We start from the raw sequence: 25,936 nt of genomic DNA, 5'->3' as shown, positions 1-25,936 counted from the left end.
ATTGTCTTGTATAATGGAGAAAAATCGACCAATAGGTGAAAAAGGTGGGTATCACACATGAAGCGCACGCATAGAACGTTGATGATCGGCACACTTGCAGCTGGTTTATTGATCAGTGGCGGCCTCGTTCTGCAGCATAACCAAGCATTCGCGGATGACACTGGTACGTCGACGCAAGCTCCGAAGAAGTTTGACGCAGGGGAGAAGCATAAGGTTTTGGATAAGGGGAAAGGCGCCTTCGGTGGGCATCGCGGTCCTGGCGTTGAGATGGATGCGCGGAAATTCGGATTTGGCAATCCGATGGACTTTGCCTCTATTCTTGGCATCGATCAGAGCGTGCTGAAAGACGAGATTAAGCAGGGTAAATCGCTTGTTGAGATTGCGAAAGAGAAAGCGAATCTGACGGAGGATGAGCTGTTGGCGAAGTTGACTGCGGCTGAGACGAAAAAGTTAGATGACGCCGTTGCCGCTGGGAAATTAAAGCAAGAGCAGGAGGATAAACTCAAAGCTGGCATCGCGGATCGCTTGAAAAAAATCGTGGAGAGCAAGCCGCTCGCCATAAATGATAAAAAGCCGTTGCCTCGCGACGGCATGATGCCTGGCGGTATGTTCGGCAATCCGAAAGAGATTGCCGCGATCCTCGGCATCACCGTGGATGAGCTCGCTGCCGAGCGCAAAGCAGGGAAATCGCTAGTCGAGATCGCGCAAGCGAAAGGCATCAGCGAAGATCAGCTGATCGCGAAGCTGAAGGACGGGATGACGAATCCCCTAAAGAGCTTCGTCGAGCGAAAAGGCGGCGACCATCCCGCGCCACAGCCGCGCGGCGGCGGTTTCAAAGGCAAGCAAGGGCATGGCGAAGTGCATAAGCGCCCTGCTGTGACGGCGACGCCGTCTTCGACGTAGGGGGAATAACAGGTTGCCACAATCGATGAGATCGAGGGGGCAACCTTTTTTTATTTCGGAAGGAGGTTCTTGGATGCAAGAGGAGCTCATTGGCCATTGCCGCGCATGCGGGAAGCCTATCTTGTGCAAAATGGGGTTTCTGGACGGTGTCGTGCAGGAAGACATAGCGTTGTTATGCTTTGTGTGCTCAGGGGATGAGGAGGAGACACAGCTTGATTCCTAACAATCTACATTCGATTGCCGACTGTCGCTACTCTCGACTGCCTGCAGCTTCACTCGTGTCCAGCTGTTCGCCATCACACCAGTCGACTAAATGGAAAAATACAGTTAATTCTCACACATCTCGCTGAAATTAACGATTAGATGGAATACATGTATCTAATTTAGCCAAACCACACGAATCGTAGAGTTTGGAGCGGAATTAACTACATAAAATCCATCTAGATCTCGATATCCCTCTCATCCCCACAAAATAACTACAGAGAATCCAGTTATTTTGACTGGAAATTCGAAAAGTACTGCACATAGTGCCCTAGCCTCCTCGAGACTAATACAACACCCGCCACAAATAAAATGTGGCATACGCCTCCCACCCTTGCCAGCCTATGGCAAGCGCACGGATCTGGTCGAGCGAGGGCTTCTGCGCAAGCCCGAGCACATGCTTCAGCGCGTTATGCAGGCCGACGTCGGCAAGCGGGAACGCAGCGGGATTGCGCAAGCAGCGCATGAGCACGTAATTGGCGGTCCACGGTCCGATACCGCGAATGCGCAGCAGTTCTTTTTCCATCGCTAGGAAATCGCCAATATCTAGAAGTCCCGCCTTGGACAGCGTGCCATCCGCCATAAGGCTGGCGACACCGATGAGGTATTCAGCTTTTTTACCCGTGAATTGCAAAGCGGTTAAGTCCTCCGTGGTGAGCGCAGCGATCCGCTCGGGCGTCGGAAATGTCCAAAACGTTCGGCCCTCCCAGGTCAGCGAGGTACCGAAGGCTTCGACTAGCCGTCTTTTGAGCGTATAGGCAAAAGCCAAATTAATCTGCTGCCCGATAATCCCCCAACTCATCGCTTCGAATAAATCCGGAATGCCCATTAAGCGCAGCCCGTAGAACGACTCGGTTACTCCGTGAAGTAGCGGGTCTCCCTCCCCTTTTTCATAGAAAGCCTCCAGATCCGTACCCAAATCAAACCACTCCCACACGTACCGTGCGACCTCTTCTCTCTGCTCAAAAGTTAGGCTTGTTTCGCCGCTCACGTGGACAATTTGCACACGAAGCATCTGCTCATCTGCACTGTGAACAGCGATTAAAGCTTGGTTATCCCCAAGTGGGAGCAGCTTGAAAATGCAAGAGTTATCCACAACGAATAGGCACTCATTAGTGGAGCGGCTTAAATAGTTCATGTTTGGTTCATATCGAAACGGCTGCGGAAGCGGGATGGAAAGTGTATGGATGTGTTCGTCCCAGTGCAAGCTGGATGGGTGAAATGCACGAAATTGTAACATGGCGTCTCCTTCGGATGGGTGTTTCTATATCGTTTATTATCGCTTAGATCGGCTTTTGTAATCTTGCTTTCTCATCTCACAGACCTTACATGGTAAGGTGTGATTGGGTATACTGAGTGGAGTAAAGCATGCGGGTGAGAGGAGTGCGGGAGATGCATGAGCGATTTTGGCAAGCGATTGTGACCAATGATGCTGCGTATGATGGCACGTTCTTCTATGCGGTAGCGACGACTGGGATTTATTGCAGGCCCTCCTGCAAGTCAAGGCAACCGAGGCGTGAGCATGTACGAATTTTCCTTCATGGGCAAGCGGCCGAGGCCGAGAACTAAAGTCCGTGCAAAAGGTGCCGGCCAGACGGAGTCAGGCTTCCCGATGAGGAATGGGTGGCAGCCTTGAAGGCGCACATCGAGGAGCATTATGCCCAGCCGCTGACGCTGGGTTCGCTTTCCGAGCAGTTCTATGCGAGCACGTATCACCTGCAAAGAACGTTCAAACGCGTAGCTGGCGTCACGCCGCTAACGTATATACAGCAAGTCAGGCTGGGGGCGGCCCAGCAGCTTTTGACCACTACCGACCTGCCGATCCAGGAGATCGGGGCACGGGTAGGAATTCCGAATGCGGCGCATTTCGCGACGTTGTTCCAGAAGAGGACGGGGCTGACACCGACGGAATTTCGCGCGCAGCGCGATGTTTATATACCATAAACTGAGGCGAGGATCGGATGCAACCTGGATAGAACGGAACGTCTATTCAGTAGCATTTGATAGATGGAGTCAAGAGGGGAGTAGAGGATCGGTATGGAGAAGGAGCTGACAAGGATCTACTGGAGCACCGTCCATCTGCACGGGAGCAACATGGTACTGGCGGCAACGGATAAAGGATTATGCTATGTACAGTTTCAAAATGGGGATGCAGCAAGCGGCGTCGATGAGGCAGCGTGGCAGCAATTGATCAATTGGGGGAGTAAGCTCGGGCCTCAGACATCGTGGGTACAAGACAGTGAAGTATTACAGCCTTATGTGCAAGAGTTAGACGAGTATTTGGCAGGAAAAAGGTCAACTTTCACACTGCGTGTGGATTTGCGGGGAACGGCGTTCCAGCAAGCGGTATGGCAAGCGCTGAACACGATTTCCCACGGGGAAACCGTAAGTTATTCACAGGTAGCCCAGTCGCTCGGGCGTTCTAGCGCCGTTAGAGCTGTGGGTACCGCCATCGGGGCAAACCCCGTGCTCATCGTCGTTCCTTGCCACCGCGTGTTGGGGAAGGACGGGGCGTTGACCGGGTATCGGGGTGGACTGGCGAATAAGGAGAAGCTGCTGAGATTGGAGCGAGCGGGGATTTAACCTTATTAAGCATGTAGGAGACGAGTGAGTAGGCCTCTGAATTCCATTGCGTATAGGGGATGCTGAGCTCGTGGAATACTATGCCAGAAAAGGGGGGTGTTTCATGCATTACGACTGGATTTGGAAAGCCATCCTCATTATTACCGCTGGCTCGCTGCTCCTCCGACTTACTGGTCGAACGTCAATCGGGAAATTAACGATTGTCGACGTGCTGCTAATGCTGATTCTTGGTCCGTTATTCATTCGACCTGTTGAAAATGAGAACATATGGACGACCTTTGGCACCGCGATCATTCTCATTCTGACATTACGGATAATTAGAGCTTTGCTCATGCGCTATGCGCCAATTCGCGCTTTATGGATCGGCAAACCAATATCAATCATCGTGAACGGAGAGTTGAAGCTGGGAGCAATGAAATCGCTGAACCTTTCCGATGAAGAGCTTAACGCTCAGCTGCGCACCGCCGGGATCTTCGATCGCGATGATGTTGAATACGCAGCTATTGAGGCCGGCGGTCAGCTGACCATTAAGCCGAAGCCGCATAAAGTGCCTGCGACGAAGCAGGATATTGAACAGCTGAAGCAGTTCATTGAGTCTCGGCTTCCCCGCTAGACTGTGGTAATCATATTCATAAAAAAATCCCCACCAACCAACAACCTTTTCGTTGCTGGACCAGAGGGGATCATTTTATTTATTACTTTTTAGGTTTCGCACAGCAATTATGCCGCCGCGCGAATAATGCTTTTGCCGCCGAACAGCAGGAAGGCGATAATGAACCCGCTGATCAATCCGCCGAAATGCGCATAGTTGTCGATGGCAGGAATGGCGAATCCGAGAATGATGTTCATGATGAGACCGGTCCAAATGGAGAATCCCATCGTTTCGCCCCACGTATCAGGCTCTTTCCAGGTTAAGTAGAGCAGTGCCCCCATCAAGCCGAAGATCGCCCCAGAAGCTCCAGCCGAGATCGAAGGCGAGAACATATAGCTAGAGACATTGCCGAAAATGCCGGCGCCCAGGTAAATGACGATAAAGGGCACCGACCCAAGAACACGCTCAAGCTTGCCGCCAATCGCAAGCAGGGATACGGAGTTAAACCATAAATGAAGCCCTCCCACATGAAGAAATATGGGAGTGAACAATCGCCAGTATTCGCCCTGGTCGATCAGGGGGTTAAATTTGGCTCCAAAAGCGATCAGTGTCTGTGGATTGCTTGATCCGCCCATCGCGGTCATGGCAAGCCAAATCAGCACATTGATAGCAGCGAGCAGGAGGGTGAGCGGGCCGCCACGCTTGCGTCCAGCCTCTTCGAACGGTTGGGTCCTCTCTTGATGAGTTTGGAGCATCTCATGGTGCCACCGGTTGATGACTACGTAAAGCTCGGTTTCGTCGTAGGGTATCCCGTGGATGCTGGAGACCGCTTGCTCAATGACATCGGTTCCAGGCACCTTCGACTTGGCCGTATAAATCTCATGCTCGACCAAATCCGCGACCCACGTCTCTACGCGGTACCGTTCGGTCAACGAGCTAACCTGCAGCTCGGTGATAACTTCGGCAGGGTTCTGCTGCCCAGCATCGGTACGGATGTAGAGATGAATTTTGCGAGCGATCAGATTCGGCTTGCGGAATCCGATGCTTTTCATCCATTCGATGGACTCTTGAAGTTGTCCGCGGATTAACTCCAGCTGATCCTCGGCCGAGGATCCGTAGAATAAGGGCATCAGGTACAGGTAGACGACGCGCATACCGTCGCGGCGCTTGAGGGTCAACATACCTTCATCGTTGTCGACAAGCGAGTACCGATGATGGAGGACGAGTTCGCGTGCGATATGCCAGATCGTATAATTCAATAAATGAACGTTCAACGTGTACGCACCTCTCTACTCATATTGCCATTAGTATTAGTGCAATTTAAACGAATATGCAGATCGATCAGGACTTTATGTAACTATATAGTATTGACACATATAATAACAACAAATATAATATGTGTATATACTAATTGAGGAGTGATGAAGATGTGGCAATTTGAACATACCCTTATAACAAAGGCTAAGCCAGAGACGATTTGGGGGCTGTACAGCGATATTACTACCTGGACAACGTGGGATAAAGGGATCGTAAGTGCTTCGCTGGAGGGGCCCTTTATCCAGGGAACGCGAGGCTATCTGCAACCGGAAGGCCAAGAGCCGCTCTCCTTTGAGCTTACGGACGTCAAACCCCTGGATCGATTCTCGGACATAACCGATATTCCGAAAGCAGGCATACAGGTTCACTTCACGCACCTTTTGGTAGAATCGAACGGAGAGACGCAGGTTACCCATAAAGTGAAAATCACTGGACCGAATGCAGAGCGGTTGGGACCCCAATTTGGTGCACACATGACAGAGGGCATCCCCCATACGATGGCGGGACTTGCTGCTCTGGCTTTGGAGAAGGAACGTGGGCAGGGTGAGTGAAAAGGCAGAGAAATCCTGTCGGTACTGGATTGGCGTTGTTTCCGCCTCACATGTATTCAGGGGAGTGGAGGGTGGGTTCGCTCAACTCTGTCATGGGAAAGCGGCACCACTTAAACGTATGCAAGCCGGTGATTGGCTGATTTATTATTCACCTCGCACGGATATGCAAAACGGAGAGCCCCTGCAGGCATTTACGGCGATCGGGCAGGTACAGGATGATCAGGTATATGAATATGGGATGTCCGAGTCCTTCGTACCGTTTCGCCGTAACATTCGCTATACGAACTGTAAGGAGACAAAGATCAGTTCGCTGCTGGAGCGGCTTAGCTTCACACGCGGTGTGAATAATTGGGGTTACCGGTTTCGGTTCGGCCACTTCGAGATCTCTGAACAAGATTTTCTGGTCATTGCGGATGCTATGAACAGTGAGGAGGGAAAAGTACATGAGCTCAGAATTCAATAATGCAGAAGAAAGCCCTGGCTTTATGCTATGGCAGGTCACGAATCTATGGCAAAAAGCAATACGGAATGCATTGGATCCTTTTGAATTGACCCACCCGCAATTCGTACTGCTCTTTTCCTGCAAGTGGCTGAATGAAAAAAACGATGACACGGGCATTACCCAGGTTCAATTGGCCCAGCATGCACAGATGGATGTTAATGTCACGTCGCAGGTGCTGAGGACGTTGGAAAAGAAAGGATACATCGAACGGCGACCTCACCCAACGGATTCTCGGGCGAACATCATTTCCGTTACGAAGACGGGAGACGAGATCGCTTCGCAAGCCGTTCAAGCAGTAGAAAGGGAGGATCGGGCCTTTTTCTCCGGACTCGGTAATGAGACTGGACAATTGAATCAACTTTTACGGCAGCTTGTGAAACGGTAGTCGATTACCACTATACAGGCCGGCGGCAGCTGCTCCTTGCTCTTGTGAGGAAACATTCATTCATGGAGTGTGAATTGCTATTGTAATTAATAAAATATGTCCTGGCTGTGGGGTTAATCTCCCTAATCAGAATCTGGCTCCTAGTGACCAGTACCATGCATCGGGTGAATGTTTGCAGATCTATCATGAGCTGTCTGCTATTTTTATCATGAATCCAGATCTAAACTTTCGTACTCAACATGCGGTTGACGCGTATGGTGCACAACATTCAGGCAGTAAGGTGAAAAACATTAGAACGGCCTTTTCCTTAATCGGATTATATTTGGCTGTGGAGCGTAAATACACAGGTAGACAAGTACAACAAGCCCATATGGAATTAGCACAAAAGAATTTGAAATGGTCTTCGTTTATTGAACCGACACGACCATACACCTTGACGGTTGCAGATGTCCTTGGAACTGCAGAAGAAAAACGTAATGACATGCTGATGGCATGGAGTAAGCATGTTTGGGAGATCTGGGAGGACTATCATGAATGGACGAGAAACATATGCAAGAGTAATTTAAAATATGTCTAATCGAACGAACAACGATGGATTTGGGTGGACATGATGGGGCTGAATGAGATTCAGTGCCCTGTGTGCCATAAAAAGAAGCTGCAGAGTGAAGGTAACATGTAATGGGATTAATAATACCTGGAGGCCCCACATGCCAAGCCAAGTGACCAAGAAACAAGCGAAGTCGTTGCTCACCAAGGCGAGCGGCTTCCTCGAAGGCTATTCGCATACGTTCAACCCGTATACGGGCTGCGCTTTCGCCTGCTCCTACTGCTACGTGCGGCAGATGCCGGTGGCCCTGTTCCGCGGCGAAGCGTGGGGCTGTTGGGTCGACGTGAAGGAGAACGCGCCTGCGCTTCTCGCCAAGGAGCTTACGAGGGCCAAGGCCAAAGGGCCCGTTACGATCTTCATGTCATCGGCGACGGACCCGTATCAGCCGATCGAGTTCAAGGAGCGGCTCACGCGCGCGCTCCTCGAGGTGATGTCCGCGGAGCCGCCGGACTTCTTGTTCCTGCAAACCCGCAGCCCGCTCGTGACGCGGGATGCGGATCTGCTCCAGCTGCTCGGCGAGCGTGTGCGAGTCAGCATGACAGTAGAGACGGATCGCGAGGAGATCCGCCGCGCGTTCACCCCGTCCGCGCCGCCGATCGCGGCGCGGCTGGAAGCTCTCCGCGAGCTTGCCGCTCGCGGGATTCCGGTGCAGGCCACGATCGCGCCAGCCCTGCCGTGCTCGGACGGATTCGCCGAGCGGCTGGCGGGGATTGTGGATCGGGTGTGCATCGACGATTATTTCATGGGCGATGGCGCATTAGGCAAGCGCACCGAACGCATCGGCGTGCGCCACATCTATGACGCGCTGGAGCTGACCGACTGGTACAGTCGGGATGCGTACTTGCGCGTATACGAAGGGCTCCTGCGGCATTTTCCGCAGGAGCGAATTTTCATCAGCCAAGCGGGATTTCTCCCGTGATGGCTGATTGATTTTCAGGAGCGCCAAGCTCCTCTTCGTGCGCTGACTCAATGGACGCCTCGAGCTCCGCTTGGTCGCGCAGGCGCTGCTTGAATTCTTTGGGCGAGCAGTGGTTATGACGCTTGAATAGCTTGTAGAACTGCGCCATATTCTGAATGCCAGCTTCAAAACTGATTTCCATAATGCTGAGGTCCCCTGTGAGCAGGAGGCGCTCGGCTTTTTTGATACGTTTATAATTCACATAGTCAATAAAGGATAAGCCCATCACTTTTTTAAAATACTTAATAAAGTAATGATAGCTCAGATTTAACAGGCTGCAGACCTCATCCACGGTAATGCGCTCCGCCAAGTGCTTGTCGATATAATCCAGAGCAGGGCGAAGCCGAGAAATGCTGGCATCCTCTGTCACCCCATGCAGATCGCGATGATCATTACGTACAAGCAGCAAAAGGAGATTCTTGATAGCCGCAACAATGGCGAGCTCATAGCCGACCTGGCGGGATTGCGACTCTTCATAAATTTGCAGGATGAGCTGGTAGGCGTTTGCCCGAACCTTTGGTTGAGTGCGAAAAAGATCATTGAAAGGCTCAAGCGAATGCGTCAATTCCGAAAATAAATGCAAATAGGCCAGCGTACTCAGGTCAAAATGCTGGGTAAGATCAATTTGAAACACGATCTGATGCAAAGGGGCTTCGGAGTATTTATGTGTGCGATGTGGCTGAGAGGAGCCCAGCAGCAGGACATCTCCAGCTTCCAAAATCGTATAGGCATCTTTGGTTTGGACGGCAAGCTGACCTTGGGTCACGACAAGGAATTCCACCTGCTTGTGCCAATGCCACGTCCATGGATCGGGCAGACCGTATTGCGCCATGTCGTGCTTGATTTCCCAAATTTTCAAAAAGAGCAGTGGGTTCTGATAAACGACTTCTTCATTGCGAATATCCGTTAAATTGGTAGGATGAAGCGTAGGGTTCATAGGTAAGACTACCTCACTAGGACTGGACAGTTTTGAATAGCTGGATGCTGTGCAAATACAAGACAGAATCCCCTTAAGTATAACACTCAGGGCCAGATGATGACACTATTGAATAAGAAGTTGGCACAATTCTGCCTTTTCGCGGCACATCGGGAAATCTATACTCAGAAGTAAGAATAAATACGCAATCATGGAGGGCATGAAAACGATGAGTCAACAGCTGAAAGTAACCGTATGGAACGAATTCCGTCATGAAAAAGAAAGTGAAATTGTTCGCGCGGCCTACCCGCAAGGTATACACACCGCGATTGGTGAGGGTTTAAGCGGCAACGTGCAAGTTACTTATGCAACATTGGACGATCCTGAGCACGGCTTGTCGGAAGAAGTCTTGAACAATACAGATGTCCTGATCTGGTGGGGACACAAGGCGCATAATGAAGTGCAAGATGACATCGTAGCTCGCGTTCAAAAACGTGTATGGCAAGGCATGGGCCTGATCGTTCTGCACTCGGGTCACTTCTCCAAAGTGTTCAAAAGCCTTATGGGCACATCCTGCGACCTCAAATGGCGCGAAGCGGATGAGAAGGAACGTCTATGGGTCGTGGCGCCAGGCCATCCAATCGTGGAAGGTATCGGCGAGTACATTGATCTTGAAGCAGAGGAAATGTACGGCGAGCATTTTGATATCCCGCAGCCAGATGAGCTCATTATGGTGTCCTGGTTCGAAGGCGGCGAAGTGTTCCGCAGCGGATGCACGTTCAACCGTGGGAACGGGAAGATTTTCTACTTCCGTCCAGGTCACGAAACGTACCGTACGTACTATAACGAGCAGATCCGCCGCGTGATCAGCAATGCGGTTCAGTGGGCGGCGCCGTCCACACGTGAGTATCCTAAATACGGGAACCACAAGCCTTTGGAAGAAATTAAAGCAAAGGTTAAAGCTTAATATTATGGTGTAGAGCATGCCCCCAGATTTGGGGGCATATTTTATTTAATACTTGCACCTTACGTAACGTCATCTATTATAGTTAAACTACCGGTAAACAGTTAGCGCTAACGAGGGGTTGCTATGGAGAGATATTGGAAGGTCGGGTATCTTGCCCGAATAACGGGACTGACCGTACGGACTTTGCGATTTTACAACCAAATCGGCTTGTTATCTCCCTCTGGCCAGACGGAGTCAGGACACAGGCTTTACAATGAAGCGGATCTGGCGCGTCTGCAGCAGATTTTGTCGCTGAAAGAGCTCGGCCTATCGCTTGAAGAGGTGAAATCCGTCCTAGACAGCGAGCAGATCAGCCCGCTAGAGATCGTCAATTTGCAAATGACGCGGATCAGGGAGCAGATCAAGGTACAGCAAAAGCTCCTGGAGCAGCTTCAACATGTATCTAGGCAGATGCAGGGGAAAGCCCCGTTAGCTGTTGAAGATTTTACCCAACTTATGCAGTCGATGAAAATCAGCCATGAGAAGCTGGTCATCGAGAGGCGGACAAGCTGGGAGTACCGTTTGGATGCATTGGGGGATTTTCTTGCCGATGACACGACTGAATGAAATCTAATCTAAGGAGAATGTATCATGACTGAACACTTCGTCAAACATGCCACTTTCGTCATCGAGCGCACTTACACCGCGCCGCCTGCGAGGGTTTATCAAGCCTGGGCGGATCCAGCCGCCAAATCAAAGTGGTTCCCTAAACCCGATGTCTTTGAATTCCGTGTCGGAGGACGCGAATACAGTAGAGGCGGCCCGCCAGAAGGACCGATCTTTACGTTCGACGTTTGCTACCAAGAGATTGTGCCCGAGCAGCGCATTGTCTATAGCTACACGCTGGATACAGACGACAAACGCATTTCCGTTTCAATCACCACAGTAGAACTTTTCCCAGCCGATGGCGGAACGAAGCTGATTTTCACTGAACAGGGAGCATTTTTCGATGGTTATGATACGCCGGAAGTGCGCGAGCATGGAACGAATGAAATGCTAGATGCGCTAGGAAAATCACTGTAGATCCGATTAAAGGGTCAATCCCTCGATTCAAAAAAAAGCATGAGACTCAATCCGCTAAAGAAGTGGCTGTTTCTCTTGCTTTTTCTTTCAAACGGAACGTGGTTCCTCTATTTCGGTGGAAAGAGCCACTTTAAAACAGTAGGCGGAACGTCGATGCCTTATTTCACCCAAAACACGGGAAAACAGGGAATTGGGGCGCAATAAAGCACTGACGTTCCGCCAACACTCCGAATCAACCCAAACTAAACAAATAACGCACTCACGTTCCGCCTCGTCCCCATTTAACTAGTTGAAGTGCCGAATTTCGCCCAAAATTCCGTCTCCCGTACCTCGCACCAATCAAGCTAACTCGTTCCCAACTTCACCTAAAATCATTATAATGCCGCACCTTCATGAAATGGACGGTAACTGCGGTGCCCTCCCCCTCGGTGGACGTGATCGAAAGGTCGTGCCCCAGCTTGATCGCCAACTGCTTGGCGAGGTATAGCCCCATACCCGTGGAGCGATTATTGGTTCTGCCGTTTACGCCTGTGAAGCCTTTGTCGAAGACACGAGGCAAGTCGCCAGCCACGATCCCAATTCCCGTATCTGCGATGATGAGCCGCTTCTCCGTCGCGGTGTCCTCTGAACGGAATGTGATGCTTCCGCCGTTCTCCGTATACGTCAGCGCGTTCGCCACGATCTGATTGACGATGTAGCCGAGCCACTTGCTGTCGCTGTTCACGCTATGCGTAAGCCCCTCCATATCCGGACGAATCCGCTTCGCGATAAACACCTTGGCGCTTTTCTTAACCGTCTCCTTCACGATCGCGAGCAGCGGGACTTCGGTGATGAAGTAATCCCGCGAAAACGCGTCAATCCGCGAGTAATAAAGCGCCTGCTCCACATAGCTATCGATTTTGCTAAGCTCGTCTTCGAGCTTGTCCACTAAATATTCCGCCGTTTTGCCAGCGCGGTTCTGCATGATGAGCTGGCTGGCGGCAATCGGCAGCTTAACGTCATGAATCCAAGACAGGATGAAGTCTTGATGGTTCTTCAGATCCGCATGGAGGAGCTGTTTCTCTTTCGTTTGTTCGATCGCCAGCTGCCGCAGAAGCTCAAGATACAGTTCTTGCTCAGCATTTTGCGGAGCCGGCAGCGCTTCAATCGCCCAATCCTGATACGGATTGACCCAAGGGGTCTTCCCACGCACGGGATCTCCTTCGCTTTTTGGCTGAAGAAACGCCTGAAGCTCTTGATAGAAAGACTTCCGATAGAAGTAGCCCCATACAAGGTAACCAGCTGCGAATAAGAAACAGCCGCCGTTCATATAGGCCAAATTATTCAACGCGCCGTGACCTTTCATACTGACCAGCATGATCAGGGAGACGAACATCATCGTCACCGCATACATCAGAAGGAAGTACCGCTTATCCTGTAGATACGACAGAAAACTCATGGAATCAAGTACCCCTGCCCTTTCTTCGTCACGATGAAGTCATCGCGGCCGAGCTCTGCAAGCTTTTTACGCAGGCGGGTAATATTAACGGTTAAGGTGTTATCATCCACGAAGCTCTCATCCTCCCACAGCCCGCGCATCATCTGCTCACGACTCACAATCGCGCCTTGGTTTTGGAGGAGAATGCTCAATATTTTAAATTCATTCCGAGTTAGCTCCGACTTCTGGTCCCCGCACGCCATATCACCATCCTTCAAATTTAGGACGACGCCGTTATGCGCGATCACGCTTGAAGCAGTCTCCATATAGGAATATGTTCTACGGAGCAACGCATTGATTTTGGCAACGAGGACATCGGTGTAGAAGGGTTTTTGGATAAAATCATCGCCGCCCATATTCATCGACATGACCATATCCATCGGTGTATTACGGGAGGAGAGGAAGAGGATCGGCACCTTTGATACCTCTCGAATTTGACGGCACCAGTAGAATCCGTCGAACGCAGGTAAATTTATATCCATTAACACGAGATGAGGATTTTCTTGAATATAGGAAGTCAATACAGCATCGAACTGCTGAACGACGACGGTTTCGAACCCCCAGCGGCGCAGCGCCTCGGCCACTTCATCCCGTATCGCAATGTCGTCCTCTACGATCATTATTTTCATAGCTGCCGCCTCCTGAACGTGACGAATGGTGATCTCTACCCAGCCATGGTAGCATAATCATGACAAAATTGTAAGGTAAGCCATACCAGATGTAAGTTACATCGATGGTTGCCCTGGCGAGGATATCGTAGGATAGAAGTATCAAGTTGCAACGATGCTAATTGGAGGAACAACCGATATGAGAACGATTGTAGAAGCGAAAGGGATTAAGAAGGTATATGGGTCCAAAGGAAACATTTTTACGGCCCTGCAGGATATTGATTTAACGATTACCGAAGGTGAATTTGTAGGCATTATGGGGCCGTCGGGCTCAGGCAAAACAACCCTGCTGAACATCCTCGCTACGATCGATCAGCCGACGGCAGGAGATGTTGTGGTAGATGGCAGCTCCTTAACGAAAATGAAGGAGGGGGAGCTTGCGGCTTTCCGCCGCGATAAGCTGGGCTTCATTTTTCAAGATTATAATCTGTTGGATACGTTGACGCTGAAGGAGAACATGCTGCTTCCCCTTGCGCTGGCCAGAACAAGCGTGACAGAGATCGAGTGCCGCGTAACAGAGATTAGTCGGAAGTTCGGACTCGAAGGGTTAATGGATAAGTATCCGTACCAAATTTCCGGTGGTCAAAAACAACGCACAGCCGCCTGCCGCGCGATTGTCGCAAGTCCCAGCCTCGTGCTGGCGGATGAACCGACAGGCGCTTTGGATTCCAAATCTGCGACGGAACTGCTCGAAAGCTTGCAGAGCTTGAACGAGCAAGATCGATCCACCATTCTGATGGTGACGCATGATCCTTTCGCTGCGAGCTATTGTACGCGTGTGATTTTTATTAAAGATGGTAAATGGTTCACGGAGTTAAATAAAGGATCGATGACGCGCAAGGAACTGTTCAATAAAGTAATGGATGTGCTCTCGGTACTAGGGGGTGGAGCTAATGACCTTATTTAGTCTCGCACGCAGGAACGTCCTGGGTAATCTCAAAAATTACGGGATTTACTTCATCTCCATGATTTTCAGTGTAGTCATCTACTATACGTTCGTTTCCTTACGGTACAGTGAAGAAATTGCCGCACATGTGCAGAAATGGGAGGGGATGCGCTCGGTATTCCAGCAGGCTTCGATCATTCTCATTTTGTTCGCTGCTGTGTTTATCTGGTATTCGAACTCCTTCTTCACGAAAAAGCGCAAGAAAGAAATCGGCTTATACGCCTTGCTCGGCGTGCGAAAGCGGAAGATTGGCACGATGCTCCTATATGAAAATATCATGATGGGCATTGGCGCCGTTGGGATCGGGATTGTACTGGGCACGTTGTTATCCAAGCTGTTCGCGATGCTGTTCCTCAAGCTGTTGGATGCTAGTGTTGACGTTTCATTCCGTATTTCACCAGACGCGATTCTGAACACCTTGCTTGTATTTGCCCTCATAATTGGCGTGACCTCGATGCATAGCTATCGTTTGATTTATCGGTTTCAGCTTGTCGATTTGTTCAAAGCGGAGCAAGAAGGAGAGTCCGTGCCGAAACCATCGGCGGTCTCTGCGGTGTTGGCAGTTGTGCTTTTGGCAGTAGGCTATTACACGGTGTTCCAACCGATGACGACGTCAGGGCAAATGGCGAGGAATTTCCTTCTCATTTTCGGTTGTCTAATCGCGGGGACGTATTTGCTCTTCCGCTATGCGCTTATTTTCATTTTGAAACTAGCTCAGAAAGTTAAGACTCGATACTATTCCGGCATGAATATGATCGTGACGGCACAACTCATGTATCGGATTCGTGGGAATACGCGAATGTTTACGATGATTGCGCTGCTGAGCGCGTTAACGCTGTGTGCGGTAACGGTTGGTTCCAGCGAATACGTAACTCTGAAGGAAGATGCCGAGGAGGAGGCTCCCTTCTCGTATATGCATATTTCACAGGGGAGGGGCTTTGATGCGCAAGTCCGTAACGTTGTGGAAAAGGATGCCGAGCATCCGATCACAGCGCAACTCGACCTCCCGATTATTCGGTTAAAGGCCGATGTGACGAATTTTTATTATCATCCCTCTAGTTATTCGCCAACGGATGTTCCGATTAAGCTGATCTCCGCTTCCATGTATAACAAGGCGTCCGAGGCATTGGACAGGCCGCTGCGAATTGAGCTGCAAGGCAATGATACAGCGGTGATTCAGCCGAGGTTTGCCACTTTTACGGATAGAGAAGTGCTTGGAAATACGATTGGGTTCCATGCTTCCGCAGGCAGCCAAACCTTGACTGTAACGCAGCTCGCCATCGGTCGAGTGCTTCCGTGGAGCTTCCCTGATGCCTGCTTCATCGTCAGCGACAGCTTATTTGCGAAGCTGCAGCCAGGAGCGGATCTGGCAATATATAAAGGATATATCGTCAAGGATCAAGGTTCGACCAAACAAACTTCGAACGAGCTGATGAAGCTCAAAAACGAGCAGAACGCAATGTCCTCGTACTACTTTCAATTTCTACAAAACATGGAGTCGGCCGGATTGGATTTATTTACGCTCGGCTTCTTGGGACTGGTGTTTCTGGCTGCCACAGGCTGCATGATTTATTTCAAACAGCTGACAGATACGCATGAAGATAAGGAACGCTACGCGATGCTGCGTAAAATTGGTGTGAGCCGCAAAGAAATTCGCACAACGATCGCGAAGATGACCCTGTTTGTGTTTATGCTGCCGTTGGTGCTGGGAGTCGTGCACAGCGTGATGGTGCTGAAAGCTTTAACGACGATTCAATTAATTGGCGGGAATCTGTTCGTGCCCGTCATGACGACCATTGTGCTCTATGCGGCCATCTATTTCGGATATTTCGTCTTATGTTTGAGTGCTTCGGACCGAATTGTTAGCAGGTAAAATGGTAAAAGAGACGCCATCCTCTTCATTGGCGGTACGAACGTTCATCCCGTGGTGATCCATAATCTGTTTCACGATGGCTAAGCCAAGACCGAACTGCCCTTTGCCGCCGGTGCGGAACGGTTCGAACAGCGAATCTGCGCTGGCTTCATCGAGCAGCGGGCCGTCGTTATGCATCCGAATTTCAAAATGAGGAGCAGGCTTCACGCTGACGCGAATGCAGCTCTCCGCATAGCGGAGCTGGTTGTCGAGCATATTTTCCAGCGCAATCTTCCATTGCTCGTGGTCGCCTGTGAGGGAGTGCTCGTGAATATCGAGCTCCCATTTCAGTTCAGGCCGTCTGTACCGAAGGCGTTCAATGACATCTTCGAGCACGGGCTTCACGTCAAAAGGCAGGAAAGGCTTCTCCTTCGCTGTGAAATAATTCAGCTTATTGAGCAGCAGCAGATCGCGAATGCGCTTCTCCAAGCGTTCGCCTTCTTTCATAATAACGTCAATACTGGCACGCAAGGTGCCCTTCGGAAAAACACCGTCCTGGATCGATTGCGCGTAGCTGCGGATCACCATGACTGGTGTTTTTAGTTCATGGGACGTATGCTGCAAGAAAAACTGCTGCGCACGATCTTGCTTCACAAGCCGCTGCCGCATCAATTCGATCGCTCGGCCGAGGCGGCCGATCTCATCCTTGCGCCCCGTCTCAATGGGCTCATGCCAATCGCGCTCCGCCATGCGTCCAACATGGCGTTCCATCTGAACGAGCGGGCGGGTGAAATAGCGCGCCAGCAGCAAGCAGGGCACCCAACTGACCACGATCAGGGCGACCATAAGCAGCATGAGCCTGCCGAACATCGAGAGGATCAGGTCATTGCGGTAATTTCCCCATGCGTAGGAGATGATGAAGTTGGGTGCGCCTTGAACCATCTCTTTGCGAATGACGTAAAAGATACTGTTATTGTCGATGGTTCGCGTGTATTTCGCTACAGGTTGGAGCTGGGCGAGTGCATCCTTTTCAATTACAGCCATGACCGGCTCCGTAGTCCCAGCAGTTGCTTTGGCGGCTTCTGCAGCTTGTTCCCCATTGATCATGAAATGGCGAATGGAGGGGCCAGTAATAGCACCTCCGATCGGTGCAATCGCTTGCGTGGACAGTATGGCGGGCTCGGAACCGTCAGGCGGCGTGCCAGGCAGTGTGTCAGTGGATAGGTTCAATCGAACACCTGGACGTTTGATGGTTGCAGGGTCTTTCTCGCCAGAGGCAATGAACGTACCGCCGCTTTGAATGGTATGAGGGATTTTCGCTCCATCTACAGGCAGTGGTGACCAAGATGAAGAGAAGGCAGGTGTGAGGCCCGCGGTCGCTTCGACTTGGAGACCGCTCTGTGTATCCATCAAGATGTCATACAGCTGCTCGGTGAAAAAGCCCTTCAACGTCCAAGGCAATAACACACCGAGCAAAGTAAAAATGAAGAGGGTTAACGCCGCGAAGGCGCCCCATAATTTCATGGCGAGCGGCCATCGGCCTAGTTGAAGTCTCATGCTTTCACCATCCTATACCCGTATCCGTATACGGTTTCTAAACGCAGTTCAGGCAGCTTGCGCCGCAATCGCCGCACCAAATCATCGACCACACGGTCCGTGCCGAAGTAGTCGATACCCCACACCGCGCGCAGCACCTGCTCGCGTTCCAGGACTTGTCCGTGATGCTGAAGGAGATACAGCAGCAATTCGAATTCTTTGGACGTGAGGTCGACGATGGTGCCATCACGATCGGTGACCGTGCGACCTGGTTCGTCGATGGTGTACACGGCAACGGTCATAAGCTTGGCTTTGCGCGACTCATTGGAGGCTGACAGCCTTGTGCTGCTTTGGCCTGCATAGACTCGCTCGAGCAGCTTGCGGGAGCGAATCACCAGCTCCCTTGGCAGAAAGGGCTTCGCCATATAATCATCGCTGCCCAGCTCTAAGCCTATGATGCGATCGATGTCGGCATCGCGAGCTGAGATGAAGATCACAGGCTGGGCTGGTTGATCGGCTTTGATCTCACGAATCAGCTGAAAGCCGTCTACGCCAGGCAGCATGATGTCGAGGACCCACAAGTCCGGCCGCTCCGAGATCGCATCACGGGCCGAAGTCCCGTCCGGGAACGAACGCACTTGCCACCCCTCTTTTTCCAAATAAGCGGCCAAAACACCTCTCAGATGTTCCTCATCTTCTACTAAATAAACGCTATACATCGTCATTTCTCCTTCCATGCCTGACACATGAGCAAAAAGTGGAGCCGAAACGCCTGCATGCGCTCGGTCCACCTCTATGTATTGCAAAGCCTCCACGGCTCAGTGAACGGAAGTTATTTGTTCTCTTTTTCCGTTTCTGTTGGAAGCTTTTCTTGAATTTTCTTCGCCATTTCACGAAGCTCATCCGTTTGTTTCACATATTCTTTCAACAAATCAGCAAGAACCGTACGGATACCTTCTGCGTTATCGGCTTCTACCGCTTCAACTAGTTTCTCTTGAAGCTTAAAAGATTCTGGCAGCGCAGGTGCTGCTATCATTATATCACCAGCGGCACCAGGCTCAACTGGAAGTACTTTGGTTACACCTTTTGGCGCTGTGCCGTCAAGTGGAGCCGAGTGCTGGATAATAATTCGTTTAGGTCCTGTCTTGCCTTCGCCGTCTTGTACAGGTGTGAGTTCAGGGAGATCAGGCAGTTCTTCAAGAGGCGGCAGACCTTCTACTGACTCCGCGGAACCATCCCTAGAGAAGAACTTGATGTCCGCTGGTGCAGATGAACCATCCTTAGAGAAAAACATCTTGTCTACTTGCCCATCGCCTTCGATTTTCACATTCTCGCCATCCTTCAGGATGACCCTTTTATCAAATGTTGGCTTCGGCATATCTGCCTCGGCTTGCTTGCGCTCATCAAGAGCTTTCGTCCAATCAGCGAGAGTATCAGGGGAGTATGTGCTCGCTAGCAGCTTTAAGTAATTGCGCTCAAGCGCAGGCTGTCTCAATAAGCCGCCGAAAGTCGATCGAACGTGCAGGGCAGGAGCTGCTGCTGTGAATTCGCCTTTCACCCCCTCGCCTTTCACGACGTGAAACACTTTGTTAGGTTTCGCTATTGATGTGGAGGTTGTATCTGCCGCAGAAGCACTTACCGCTCCGAGTGCGACGGTCGTCAGGATCGCGAGCATGCTCGCATGCAGGGTACGTTTTTTCCATGTGGATGTCATTGTTGAAAACTCCTTTCGGGTATATGTATCGTGCAAGGACGAGTACTCTCCCTTACACCCTTACTGTACCGAAAGATTATGGACATCCTATCGTAACATTGTGGGAAATTGTGTGAGGGGGCGTCCGCGAGTGCAGTCGCTCGCACAAAAAAATGACCCACAGCAACGGGCTGCGGGTCTAAGTTATATATTTTAAAGGGGGGTTGGTTTTTATTATAGGCATTGTACATTAAAACAAGATGAAAGTTAGATTTCATTTTCATTACAAATTTGACAGTTGGTAAAATAAATTGGAGAGTGAAGCAAAAGCTGAGACGGAGAACGGGTATATGGATTGTTTTTCTGTAAAGAGGTGCGCTTAGAGTTGAGAGTCCGATCGTAACATTTAAATGGAAAACTACAGCTAATTTAGCGATTTTAGACTGAAAAGTGGTTCTAGATGGAAATATCCAGTTAATTTCATGGATTCTGCGATTTTCTCGGATGATGAGCCGAAATAAATGGATGTTTCCAGTTATTTTTGCCTAGGAGGATGATAGGTTTATAAATAGATGGACATTTCCATTTAGACTTTCCCAACTAACATAAAAAGAGCCATCCACCAGTAGCTAAACTACTCGGCGGACAGCCCTTTACTATGAAATCGTGATGATTAGCTAGTGATAGCTTCTTGTTTAGAGTCAGTTTGAACAACGCTATGTGAGGATGATCCCGTCAGACGTTGTGGAGGGAAAACTTGGCGAACAGGCGCAATGATGAGCGCAGCAACGATTGCTTTAATCGCATCGCCAGGCAGGAACGGCCAGCATCCCGCTGTCAACGCTTTGGCAAGTGTGTAGGACGGAACCTTATACATTAACCACGGTACGCCAGCTAAATAAAGAAAGAGGGAACCGAAAACTTCAAGCACAAGGAACGCTGCGAAATAACCCATGATGCCATTCAAACGAATACGAGGTAAAATGAGACCAATGAGCATGGCGGAGAACGGCCAGATCATGATGAAGCCGCCCGTAGGTCCAAGGACAACGCCGAGACCGCCACTGCCATGAAGGAGCGGGAAACCGATGGCTGTAAGCACTACGACGAGGGCCATGCTAAGGAAGCCGTAACGCGCGCCTAGCAAACCGCCTGCGAGCATAACCGCTAACGTTTGCAGGGTGATAGGCACTTCGGAACCTACTGAAATTTTAAGAAAGCTGAATAAGACGAGGATAGCCGCAAACAATGCGCTGAAAATAACACCACGTAACGTAAGTTTCATATTGTTGACCACTCCTGTTTCTGATATTGTTAACTTATTGTCAACCGATATCATAGGAACCAAGTTGACAATCCTGATGATAGCACAACTGATAGAAAAGTGAAAGGGACTTTTTTACATATGCTGAAAAATGAAAGATTACTGTCATTAAAGAACGCCTCTATCGTCTATCGAACGGAATTGGGAGAAGGACGTCGCGTATGGTCGGGCGTTTCGCTAGATATATATAAAGGTGAATGGATTGCGGTTGTGGGCCCAAATGGAAGCGGCAAAAGCACGCTAGCGAGCGTGCTGCTGGGGCTGAACCCGTTGTCGCAAGGGCAGCTACAGCGCAGTTCAGAAGCGGGGACATCGAAGATTCGAGGCGTACTCCAGCTGCCAGAAGCACAGTTTCTAGGAGAAACGATCGCGGAGGAACTCGATTACTTGCCGCAAGCTCAGGAGCTAACGGCGGAAGAGCGGAGGAACTGGTACGCGGATGTCTTAGCTGCGGTAGGCTTGTCCTTACCGCCAGAGCGCACGATGGCTACATTATCGGGTGGCCAGAAGCAGCTCGTTAATCTGGCAGCCGCACTGGCCATGCAGCCAGAGATTCTGCTGCTGGATGAGCCCACAGCGATGCTCGACCCTGCTTCTCGCATCGAAGTTCGCGAGGCTGTGCGTCAAGCCCATCAACGCGGAACAACGATTGTTTGGATTTCACATCGGCTTGAAGAGGTGGCGGATGCAACCCGTGTAATCGGATTTGGAGCGGGTAAAATTACGTTTGATGGGGAGCCGCGTTCGTTTTTTTATGGTGGAGGAAACGGGGGCAAGCACCAGAACGAGAATGAGATTTCGCCTTGTGTGGAGCTTGGCTTTGATCCGCCTTTTGCGATTCAAACCGCGATGAATTTACTAGAACAAGGCATCACTTTACAACCCCTTCCGCTGACCATGGAAGAGCTGGCGGAGGCGATCCAATGTCGATAATTTTAGACAATGTAGGAGTTACAGCTCCAGACTCGCCGGATGTGACCTTGCTGCGAGATATTAGCTTCACCCTGCAAGAAGGGTCTATGACCCTCTTGATTGGTCATGCAGGATCGGGAAAATCCACGCTGCTGCAAGTGTTGTCGGGCTTACTCCATCCACATGCGGGAACGATTACGCTGGATGAACAGCCAGTCTGGCTCAAACCAACGAAGGCTGATGCCAAGCAACTGCTACGCTTCGGCTTAACGTTTCAATTTCCGGAACAACAGTTGTTTGCACGCAGCATCCGCCAAGAATTTGCATATTCGCTGAGGCCCTATAAGCTGTCAGCGGAAGAACGCGAACGCCGCATCCACGAGGCGACCGACAGGCTCGATCCCCACGGCGTCTTCGCCATGGATCGCTCGCCTTTCGCGCTCAGCGGCGGCGAGCAGCGCCGCCTTGCGCTGGCGACGACCTTCGCCACGGCGCCGGGTTGGCTCCTCATGGATGAGCCAACCGCCGGCCTCGAGGCGGCCGCCGTCCGCGAGCTGCTGCGCATGCTGCGCGGGCACCGTGGCGGACTCGTCGTCGCCACGCATGACCTGGACACGTTCTTTCCGCTAGCGGACCGTGTCCTCGTTCTAGCCCATGGCGAGCTCGTCTTCGACGGCTCGCCGCAAGAGCTCTGCCGCGCGCCCGAAGTGCTGGCGCGCGCAGGGGTGGGCCTCCCGAGCTGCGCGGAGGCCTCACAGGATCTGGCGCGCGTCGGCATCGCCATCGCGCCGGATCTCCTCACGCCGACGGCTGCCGCGTCGGCGATCCTATCTGCGCTGCGCCGCGAAGGCGGCAGCGCCAGTGCTGCGGCTGCGCAGCCCGCAGCCGCGCGCGCAGCGAGCACCGCGCAGCCGCAGCAGCAGCCCGCGGCACAAGCCGGCTGGCTGCGGCGAGACCCGCGCGCGAAGTGGCTGCTCTACCTGCTGCTCGCCATCGGCTCGATGGGGCAGCAGGGCTGGGGCAGCCTCGCGCTGGCCGCAGCGCTTGTGGGCTGTGCCTTTATCGGTCTCCCGCACAGTGTCGTGCGCGGGATCAGAAAAATCGCGGTATCGTACGCGATATTCCTGCTTTTTTCCGTCGCGCTCGCGGGGCTTGAAGTTTCACCCTGGGGCTACTCCGCCGAGAACGCCTGGAGCACAACCTTCATCCTGGCCCGCTTATTTGTCGTTTTGCTGGCAGGCTATTGGCTAGCAATGTCGACTCCTTACGGTCAGCTCGTACAGGGATTGAACTGGGCTTTACAATATTTGCACCGATGGAAGGTGCCTGTGGCTTCCTTCTCCTTGGCGGTGTCGTTCCTCTTTCGCTTCATACCGCTTATCTTACGGGAGTGGCAGCAATTCTCGACGATTGTGCGTGCCCGAGGCAAAGCATCTGTCCGCCCAGGCAGCGTGCGCGTACGCGACATTCCTGCGCTAGTCGTTCCTTTATTGCTCGCGATGTTTCACAGGGCAGAGCAAATGACCGTCGCGTTGGAGATGAAGCAAATCGACGGCATGACGCTGCTTCTACGAAAATGCACCCTGCAATGGCAGCGAGCGGACACCATCCTAGCCGTGTGTGCTTTACTCGCTGGGGGGATACTGCTGTATACCTAACGAGTGCTTGCTTTGAGCTTTCCGCACTACGGCTTTCCGCTCATCACCTTTCGTCATCTTGAGCCTATTTCCGCGGTATACTATACTTAACTAACGACGATAATGAGCGGCGGTGAGACAGTGGAACCAACGTACACCATCTACGAACAGCAGATTGAGCGGAAGCTGAAACGGTGGGAAATACGGCTGCAGAGACAGCCTAACCTGATTGAGCGTGCATCCAAGTTGGTTCAAAACCGCATCAATCAAGTGATCCCGGAGAAAGTCCATAACACGATTACGGCAACGGTCAAAGGCATCGTGCAGACGACCTTGTTCGGTGTAGGTTATATGCCCTCCTCGGAACCGCTTCGGGGACTGTCTTTGGGGGATCGCGATGCGAAGGCGGAGGAATTGCTGTCTCTGTACAAAAAAATCGCTGCCGCCGAAGGCGCTGGAACGGGAGCAGGCGGCATTCTGCTGGGATTGGCTGATTTTCCGATTCTCATCGGGATCAAAATCAAGTTCCTTTTTGAATTAGCGCATATTTACGGCTACTCTACCAAGGATTATCGCGAGCGTTTGTTCATTCTGTACGTATTTCAGCTGGCATTCTCCAGCTCGAAGAAGAAGCCAGAACTGCTGCGTACGATTAAGAACTGGCCTGTCATATCCCAAACCTTCCCGCCAGCGGTGGACTATGCGAAACAGATCGACTGGCTGCAACTACAGCAGGAGTACCGAGATACGATTGATTTTCGTAAAATGCTGCAGCTTATCCCCGGCATCGGGGCCGTGGTCGGCGCGTGGGCGAACTTTGGCCTATTGGAAGAGTTAGGCGTCGCAGGGATGAACTGTTTTCGGCTGCGCAGCTTGCAGGATAAGGCGAATTGCGGATTTATTTAAATTTAGTTATCCGATGAGTTATTTCCGTGGAAATCACGCATAAGCTAATAAAGAGCCGGTTATCGGCTCGCCTTGTGAAGTGATATGTGATTATTTTCACAAGCATATATGTGATTTATTTCACAATCAGAGGAGTGTTGAGGATATGAGCAAACCCCACATTGTCATTCTAGGAGCAGGCTATGGCGGTCTTGTCACGGCGATTCGTCTGCAGAAGAAAATGAGAAGAAGAGAGATGGACGTGACCCTCGTCAATAAACATGAGTATCATTACATGACGACTCACCTGCATATGCCAGCTGCTGGCACGGATCATCATGAGAATGCGCGTGTTGCGATTTCGGATTTAATCGATGAACGGAAAATTCAGTTCAAGAAGTCGACGGTTCAGCAAATTTTGCCCGCGGAGAAGAAGGTTGTCCTGGAGGATTCTGTCCTTACCTACGACTATTTGGTGATTGGTCTGGGCAGTGAAACCGAAACGTTCGGTATTCCAGGGATGCGCGAATATGCCATGTCGATCAAAAGCATCAATAGCGTTCGCTTCATCCGGCAGCATATCTCTTACATGTTTGCTAAGTCCAAAATGGTGCCGAATCGCAAAGATTACCTGACGTTTGTCGTTGGCGGCGCGGGGTTTACGGGTACGGAGTTTGTCGGTGAACTGGCCGACCGCATCCCTTTTCTGTGTCGGAAATTCGATGTCGATCCAGCCCATGTCCGCATTTATAATGTGGAAGCATCGCCTTCTGCGCTGCCCCCAGGTTTGCCCGATGATTTAATCGCCTACGGGATGGATGTGATGCGCCGCAAAGGCGTGCAGTATAAGCTTTCGACCGCAATAAAAGCGTGTACGCCAGAGGGGGTCATTTTAGATAGCGGCGAGCTCATCCGGACAGGTACGATTGTATGGGCAGGCGGTATTCGCGGCAATTCCTTGCTGCAGGAGGCGGGATTTGATGTGCAGCGCGGAAGGGTGAAGGTGGACCCCTATTTGAGGTCGTATCAATTCCCTGACACGTATATCACAGGCGATTGTTCGATTGTGACCAGCCCCGAGGGAACCCCCTATCCTGCGAATGCGCAAATTGCTGTTCAACAAGGTTACAATGCGGCTCGGAACATTTTGCAAACGGTGCGGGGCAAGGAGCTTAAACCCTTCGTCTATGATTACAAAGGCACCGTAGCTTCATTAGGGCGCTGGGACGCTGTGGGCTTGCTCAAAGTGAAGAAAGTGAAAGGGCGCTGGGCCTCCTTCATCAAAAAAATGATTGATGCCCGTTATTTATTCCTTATCGGCGGCATTCCGCTCATTTGGAAGAAGATGATTTGGAAACAAAAAGGGGCAAACCGCAATTATCATGTACCGAATTAATCATTT

Annotated in this window: 27 protein-coding genes and 1 pseudogene; 19 read left to right on the top strand and 9 right to left on the bottom strand. The window is 51.2% G+C overall.

The features are described 5' to 3' along the window. Positions 1–57: 57 nt before the first annotated feature. On the top strand, positions 58–903 hold the full coding sequence (locus MJB10_RS24040) for a hypothetical protein (RefSeq protein WP_314799480.1): 846 nt from the start codon (positions 58–60) through the stop codon (positions 901–903). A gap of 73 nt (positions 904–976) precedes the next feature. Then, positions 977–1,126 carry a hypothetical protein gene (locus MJB10_RS24035; RefSeq protein WP_314799478.1) on the top strand — a complete coding sequence of 50 codons (150 nt, stop codon included), beginning with the start codon at positions 977–979 and terminating at the stop codon, positions 1,124–1,126. Positions 1,127–1,450: 324 nt separating this feature from the next. Here MJB10_RS24035 and MJB10_RS24030 read toward each other — a convergent pair whose 3' ends face one another. Beyond that, positions 1,451–2,404, bottom strand: coding sequence for a DNA-3-methyladenine glycosylase family protein (locus MJB10_RS24030; protein WP_314799475.1), 954 nt, complete (start codon positions 2,402–2,404; stop codon positions 1,451–1,453). A gap of 128 nt (positions 2,405–2,532) precedes the next feature. Here MJB10_RS24030 and MJB10_RS24025 point away from each other — a divergent pair. The 3 genes and pseudogenes from MJB10_RS24025 to MJB10_RS24015 all read left to right on the top strand — a co-directional run bounded on the left by MJB10_RS24025 (position 2,533) and on the right by MJB10_RS24015 (position 4,360). Then, a pseudogene (locus MJB10_RS24025) lies at positions 2,533–3,108 on the top strand (bifunctional transcriptional activator/DNA repair enzyme AdaA). Between the two features lie 93 nt (positions 3,109–3,201). Further along, positions 3,202–3,747 (top strand): methylated-DNA--[protein]-cysteine S-methyltransferase, encoded by a 546-nt coding sequence (locus tag MJB10_RS24020; RefSeq protein ID WP_314799470.1) that lies wholly within the window; start codon positions 3,202–3,204, stop codon positions 3,745–3,747. A gap of 103 nt (positions 3,748–3,850) precedes the next feature. Beyond that, complete coding sequence (locus tag MJB10_RS24015; protein ID WP_314799468.1) at positions 3,851–4,360, top strand: DUF421 domain-containing protein; 510 nt, start codon at positions 3,851–3,853, stop codon at positions 4,358–4,360. A 107-nt stretch (positions 4,361–4,467) separates the two neighbouring features. On the opposite strand, the gene MJB10_RS24010 is transcribed toward MJB10_RS24015, so the two are convergent. Continuing rightward, positions 4,468–5,613: a rhomboid family intramembrane serine protease gene (locus tag MJB10_RS24010; protein ID WP_314799465.1), complete on the bottom strand. Its 1,146-nt coding sequence runs from the start codon at positions 5,611–5,613 to the stop codon at positions 4,468–4,470. 153 nt (positions 5,614–5,766) lie between these two features. Between MJB10_RS24010 and MJB10_RS24005 the strand changes: the two genes are divergently transcribed. The 5 genes from MJB10_RS24005 to MJB10_RS23985 all read left to right on the top strand — a co-directional run bounded on the left by MJB10_RS24005 (position 5,767) and on the right by MJB10_RS23985 (position 8,620). Next, positions 5,767–6,207: an SRPBCC family protein gene (locus MJB10_RS24005; protein WP_314799463.1), complete on the top strand. Its 441-nt coding sequence runs from the start codon at positions 5,767–5,769 to the stop codon at positions 6,205–6,207. Continuing rightward, positions 6,200–6,670, top strand: a complete 471-nt coding sequence (locus MJB10_RS24000) for an EVE domain-containing protein (protein ID WP_314799460.1) — start codon at positions 6,200–6,202, stop codon at positions 6,668–6,670. Before MJB10_RS24005 ends, MJB10_RS24000 begins: the two co-directional genes overlap by 8 nt. After that, entirely contained in the window at positions 6,651–7,094 is a 444-nt protein-coding gene (locus tag MJB10_RS23995) for a MarR family winged helix-turn-helix transcriptional regulator (protein WP_314799455.1), read from the top strand. Before MJB10_RS24000 ends, MJB10_RS23995 begins: the two co-directional genes overlap by 20 nt. A 73-nt stretch (positions 7,095–7,167) precedes the next feature. Next, on the top strand, positions 7,168–7,671 hold the full coding sequence (locus MJB10_RS23990; RefSeq protein ID WP_314805844.1) for a DUF5946 family protein: 504 nt from the start codon (positions 7,168–7,170) through the stop codon (positions 7,669–7,671). Between the two features lie 130 nt (positions 7,672–7,801). After that, positions 7,802–8,620 carry an SPL family radical SAM protein gene (locus tag MJB10_RS23985; protein ID WP_314799452.1) on the top strand — a complete coding sequence of 273 codons (819 nt, stop codon included), beginning with the start codon at positions 7,802–7,804 and terminating at the stop codon, positions 8,618–8,620. Here the strand turns inward: MJB10_RS23985 and MJB10_RS23980 are convergent. Next, positions 8,595–9,596 (bottom strand): AraC family transcriptional regulator, encoded by a 1,002-nt coding sequence (locus tag MJB10_RS23980; protein ID WP_314799449.1) that lies wholly within the window; start codon positions 9,594–9,596, stop codon positions 8,595–8,597. The two genes, MJB10_RS23985 and MJB10_RS23980, sit on opposite strands and share 26 nt — an antisense overlap. A 208-nt stretch (positions 9,597–9,804) precedes the next feature. Between MJB10_RS23980 and MJB10_RS23975 the strand changes: the two genes are divergently transcribed. The 3 genes from MJB10_RS23975 to MJB10_RS23965 all read left to right on the top strand — a co-directional run bounded on the left by MJB10_RS23975 (position 9,805) and on the right by MJB10_RS23965 (position 11,604). Beyond that, the gene (locus MJB10_RS23975) at positions 9,805–10,542 is read left to right on the top strand and encodes a ThuA domain-containing protein (RefSeq protein ID WP_314799447.1); all 738 of its coding nucleotides are present in this window, start codon (positions 9,805–9,807) and stop codon (positions 10,540–10,542) included. A gap of 123 nt (positions 10,543–10,665) precedes the next feature. Then, entirely contained in the window at positions 10,666–11,148 is a 483-nt protein-coding gene (locus tag MJB10_RS23970; protein ID WP_314799444.1) for a MerR family transcriptional regulator, read from the top strand. Positions 11,149–11,172: 24 nt separating this feature from the next. Next, positions 11,173–11,604, top strand: a complete 432-nt coding sequence (locus MJB10_RS23965; protein ID WP_314799442.1) for an SRPBCC family protein — start codon at positions 11,173–11,175, stop codon at positions 11,602–11,604. A 361-nt stretch (positions 11,605–11,965) separates the two neighbouring features. Here MJB10_RS23965 and MJB10_RS23960 read toward each other — a convergent pair whose 3' ends face one another. Both MJB10_RS23960 and MJB10_RS23955 read right to left on the bottom strand, forming a co-directional pair. After that, positions 11,966–13,042, bottom strand: coding sequence for a sensor histidine kinase (locus MJB10_RS23960; RefSeq protein WP_314799436.1), 1,077 nt, complete (start codon positions 13,040–13,042; stop codon positions 11,966–11,968). Beyond that, a complete protein-coding gene (locus tag MJB10_RS23955; RefSeq protein WP_314799434.1) occupies positions 13,039–13,710 on the bottom strand; it encodes a response regulator transcription factor in 672 nt (223 codons plus the stop codon). Before MJB10_RS23955 ends, MJB10_RS23960 begins: the two co-directional genes overlap by 4 nt. Positions 13,711–13,888: 178 nt before the next feature. Between MJB10_RS23955 and MJB10_RS23950 the strand changes: the two genes are divergently transcribed. Both MJB10_RS23950 and MJB10_RS23945 read left to right on the top strand, forming a co-directional pair. Further along, on the top strand, positions 13,889–14,656 hold the full coding sequence (locus MJB10_RS23950) for an ABC transporter ATP-binding protein (protein WP_314799431.1): 768 nt from the start codon (positions 13,889–13,891) through the stop codon (positions 14,654–14,656). Next, on the top strand, positions 14,643–16,568 hold the full coding sequence (locus MJB10_RS23945) for an ABC transporter permease (protein WP_314799428.1): 1,926 nt from the start codon (positions 14,643–14,645) through the stop codon (positions 16,566–16,568). The genes MJB10_RS23950 and MJB10_RS23945 overlap by 14 nt, the downstream gene beginning before the upstream one ends. Here the strand turns inward: MJB10_RS23945 and MJB10_RS23940 are convergent. The 4 genes from MJB10_RS23940 to MJB10_RS23925 all read right to left on the bottom strand — a co-directional run bounded on the left by MJB10_RS23940 (position 16,530) and on the right by MJB10_RS23925 (position 21,061). Further along, positions 16,530–18,104 carry a HAMP domain-containing sensor histidine kinase gene (locus MJB10_RS23940; RefSeq protein ID WP_314799420.1) on the bottom strand — a complete coding sequence of 525 codons (1,575 nt, stop codon included), beginning with the start codon at positions 18,102–18,104 and terminating at the stop codon, positions 16,530–16,532. The genes MJB10_RS23945 and MJB10_RS23940 overlap by 39 nt on opposite strands. Further along, a complete protein-coding gene (locus MJB10_RS23935) occupies positions 18,101–18,802 on the bottom strand; it encodes a response regulator transcription factor (protein ID WP_314799417.1) in 702 nt (233 codons plus the stop codon). Before MJB10_RS23935 ends, MJB10_RS23940 begins: the two co-directional genes overlap by 4 nt. A 113-nt stretch (positions 18,803–18,915) precedes the next feature. After that, entirely contained in the window at positions 18,916–19,797 is an 882-nt protein-coding gene (locus MJB10_RS23930; RefSeq protein ID WP_314799408.1) for a hypothetical protein, read from the bottom strand. A gap of 652 nt (positions 19,798–20,449) precedes the next feature. Further along, positions 20,450–21,061 carry a biotin transporter BioY gene (locus tag MJB10_RS23925; RefSeq protein ID WP_314799405.1) on the bottom strand — a complete coding sequence of 204 codons (612 nt, stop codon included), beginning with the start codon at positions 21,059–21,061 and terminating at the stop codon, positions 20,450–20,452. Between the two features lie 120 nt (positions 21,062–21,181). On the opposite strand from MJB10_RS23925, the gene MJB10_RS23920 reads away from it, so the two are divergent. The 4 genes from MJB10_RS23920 to MJB10_RS23905 all read left to right on the top strand — a co-directional run bounded on the left by MJB10_RS23920 (position 21,182) and on the right by MJB10_RS23905 (position 25,930). Continuing rightward, a complete protein-coding gene (locus MJB10_RS23920) occupies positions 21,182–22,033 on the top strand; it encodes an ATP-binding cassette domain-containing protein (RefSeq protein WP_314799403.1) in 852 nt (283 codons plus the stop codon). Then, entirely contained in the window at positions 22,024–23,670 is a 1,647-nt protein-coding gene (locus tag MJB10_RS23915) for an ATP-binding cassette domain-containing protein (RefSeq protein WP_314799400.1), read from the top strand. Before MJB10_RS23920 ends, MJB10_RS23915 begins: the two co-directional genes overlap by 10 nt. Positions 23,671–23,790: 120 nt before the next feature. Next, a complete protein-coding gene (locus tag MJB10_RS23910) occupies positions 23,791–24,555 on the top strand; it encodes an EcsC family protein (protein ID WP_314799398.1) in 765 nt (254 codons plus the stop codon). Positions 24,556–24,700: 145 nt separating this feature from the next. Next, positions 24,701–25,930, top strand: a complete 1,230-nt coding sequence (locus MJB10_RS23905; protein WP_314799396.1) for an NAD(P)/FAD-dependent oxidoreductase — start codon at positions 24,701–24,703, stop codon at positions 25,928–25,930. Positions 25,931–25,936 lie beyond the last annotated feature (6 nt).

The organism is Paenibacillus sp. MBLB1832 (assembly GCF_032271945.1).
Lineage (GTDB): Bacteria > Bacillota > Bacilli > Paenibacillales > NBRC-103111 > Paenibacillus_E > Paenibacillus_E roseopurpureus.
The sequence above is the reverse complement of the archived record's forward strand: the minus strand, read 5'-3'. Positions and strand labels throughout refer to the sequence as shown.

Coding starts and splice junctions, on each gene's coding strand:
- MJB10_RS23960 (WP_314799436.1), bottom strand. CDS start 13,042: ATGAGTTTTCTGTCGTATCTACAGGATAAGCGGTACTTCCTTCTGATG.
- MJB10_RS24040 (WP_314799480.1), top strand. CDS start 58: ATGAAGCGCACGCATAGAACGTTGATGATCGGCACACTTGCAGCTGGT.
- MJB10_RS24035 (WP_314799478.1), top strand. CDS start 977: ATGCAAGAGGAGCTCATTGGCCATTGCCGCGCATGCGGGAAGCCTATC.
- MJB10_RS23905 (WP_314799396.1), top strand. CDS start 24,701: ATGAGCAAACCCCACATTGTCATTCTAGGAGCAGGCTATGGCGGTCTT.
- MJB10_RS23940 (WP_314799420.1), bottom strand. CDS start 18,104: ATGAGACTTCAACTAGGCCGATGGCCGCTCGCCATGAAATTATGGGGC.
- MJB10_RS24030 (WP_314799475.1), bottom strand. CDS start 2,404: ATGTTACAATTTCGTGCATTTCACCCATCCAGCTTGCACTGGGACGAA.
- MJB10_RS23985 (WP_314799452.1), top strand. CDS start 7,802: ATGCCAAGCCAAGTGACCAAGAAACAAGCGAAGTCGTTGCTCACCAAG.
- MJB10_RS24020 (WP_314799470.1), top strand. CDS start 3,202: ATGGAGAAGGAGCTGACAAGGATCTACTGGAGCACCGTCCATCTGCAC.
- MJB10_RS24005 (WP_314799463.1), top strand. CDS start 5,767: ATGTGGCAATTTGAACATACCCTTATAACAAAGGCTAAGCCAGAGACG.
- MJB10_RS23970 (WP_314799444.1), top strand. CDS start 10,666: ATGGAGAGATATTGGAAGGTCGGGTATCTTGCCCGAATAACGGGACTG.
- MJB10_RS23955 (WP_314799434.1), bottom strand. CDS start 13,710: ATGAAAATAATGATCGTAGAGGACGACATTGCGATACGGGATGAAGTG.
- MJB10_RS23925 (WP_314799405.1), bottom strand. CDS start 21,061: ATGAAACTTACGTTACGTGGTGTTATTTTCAGCGCATTGTTTGCGGCT.
- MJB10_RS23980 (WP_314799449.1), bottom strand. CDS start 9,596: ATGAACCCTACGCTTCATCCTACCAATTTAACGGATATTCGCAATGAA.
- MJB10_RS24015 (WP_314799468.1), top strand. CDS start 3,851: ATGCATTACGACTGGATTTGGAAAGCCATCCTCATTATTACCGCTGGC.
- MJB10_RS23945 (WP_314799428.1), top strand. CDS start 14,643: ATGACCTTATTTAGTCTCGCACGCAGGAACGTCCTGGGTAATCTCAAA.
- MJB10_RS23950 (WP_314799431.1), top strand. CDS start 13,889: ATGAGAACGATTGTAGAAGCGAAAGGGATTAAGAAGGTATATGGGTCC.
- MJB10_RS23915 (WP_314799400.1), top strand. CDS start 22,024: ATGTCGATAATTTTAGACAATGTAGGAGTTACAGCTCCAGACTCGCCG.
- MJB10_RS23975 (WP_314799447.1), top strand. CDS start 9,805: ATGAGTCAACAGCTGAAAGTAACCGTATGGAACGAATTCCGTCATGAA.
- MJB10_RS23965 (WP_314799442.1), top strand. CDS start 11,173: ATGACTGAACACTTCGTCAAACATGCCACTTTCGTCATCGAGCGCACT.
- MJB10_RS23920 (WP_314799403.1), top strand. CDS start 21,182: ATGCTGAAAAATGAAAGATTACTGTCATTAAAGAACGCCTCTATCGTC.
- MJB10_RS23935 (WP_314799417.1), bottom strand. CDS start 18,802: ATGTATAGCGTTTATTTAGTAGAAGATGAGGAACATCTGAGAGGTGTT.
- MJB10_RS23995 (WP_314799455.1), top strand. CDS start 6,651: ATGAGCTCAGAATTCAATAATGCAGAAGAAAGCCCTGGCTTTATGCTA.
- MJB10_RS23930 (WP_314799408.1), bottom strand. CDS start 19,797: ATGACATCCACATGGAAAAAACGTACCCTGCATGCGAGCATGCTCGCG.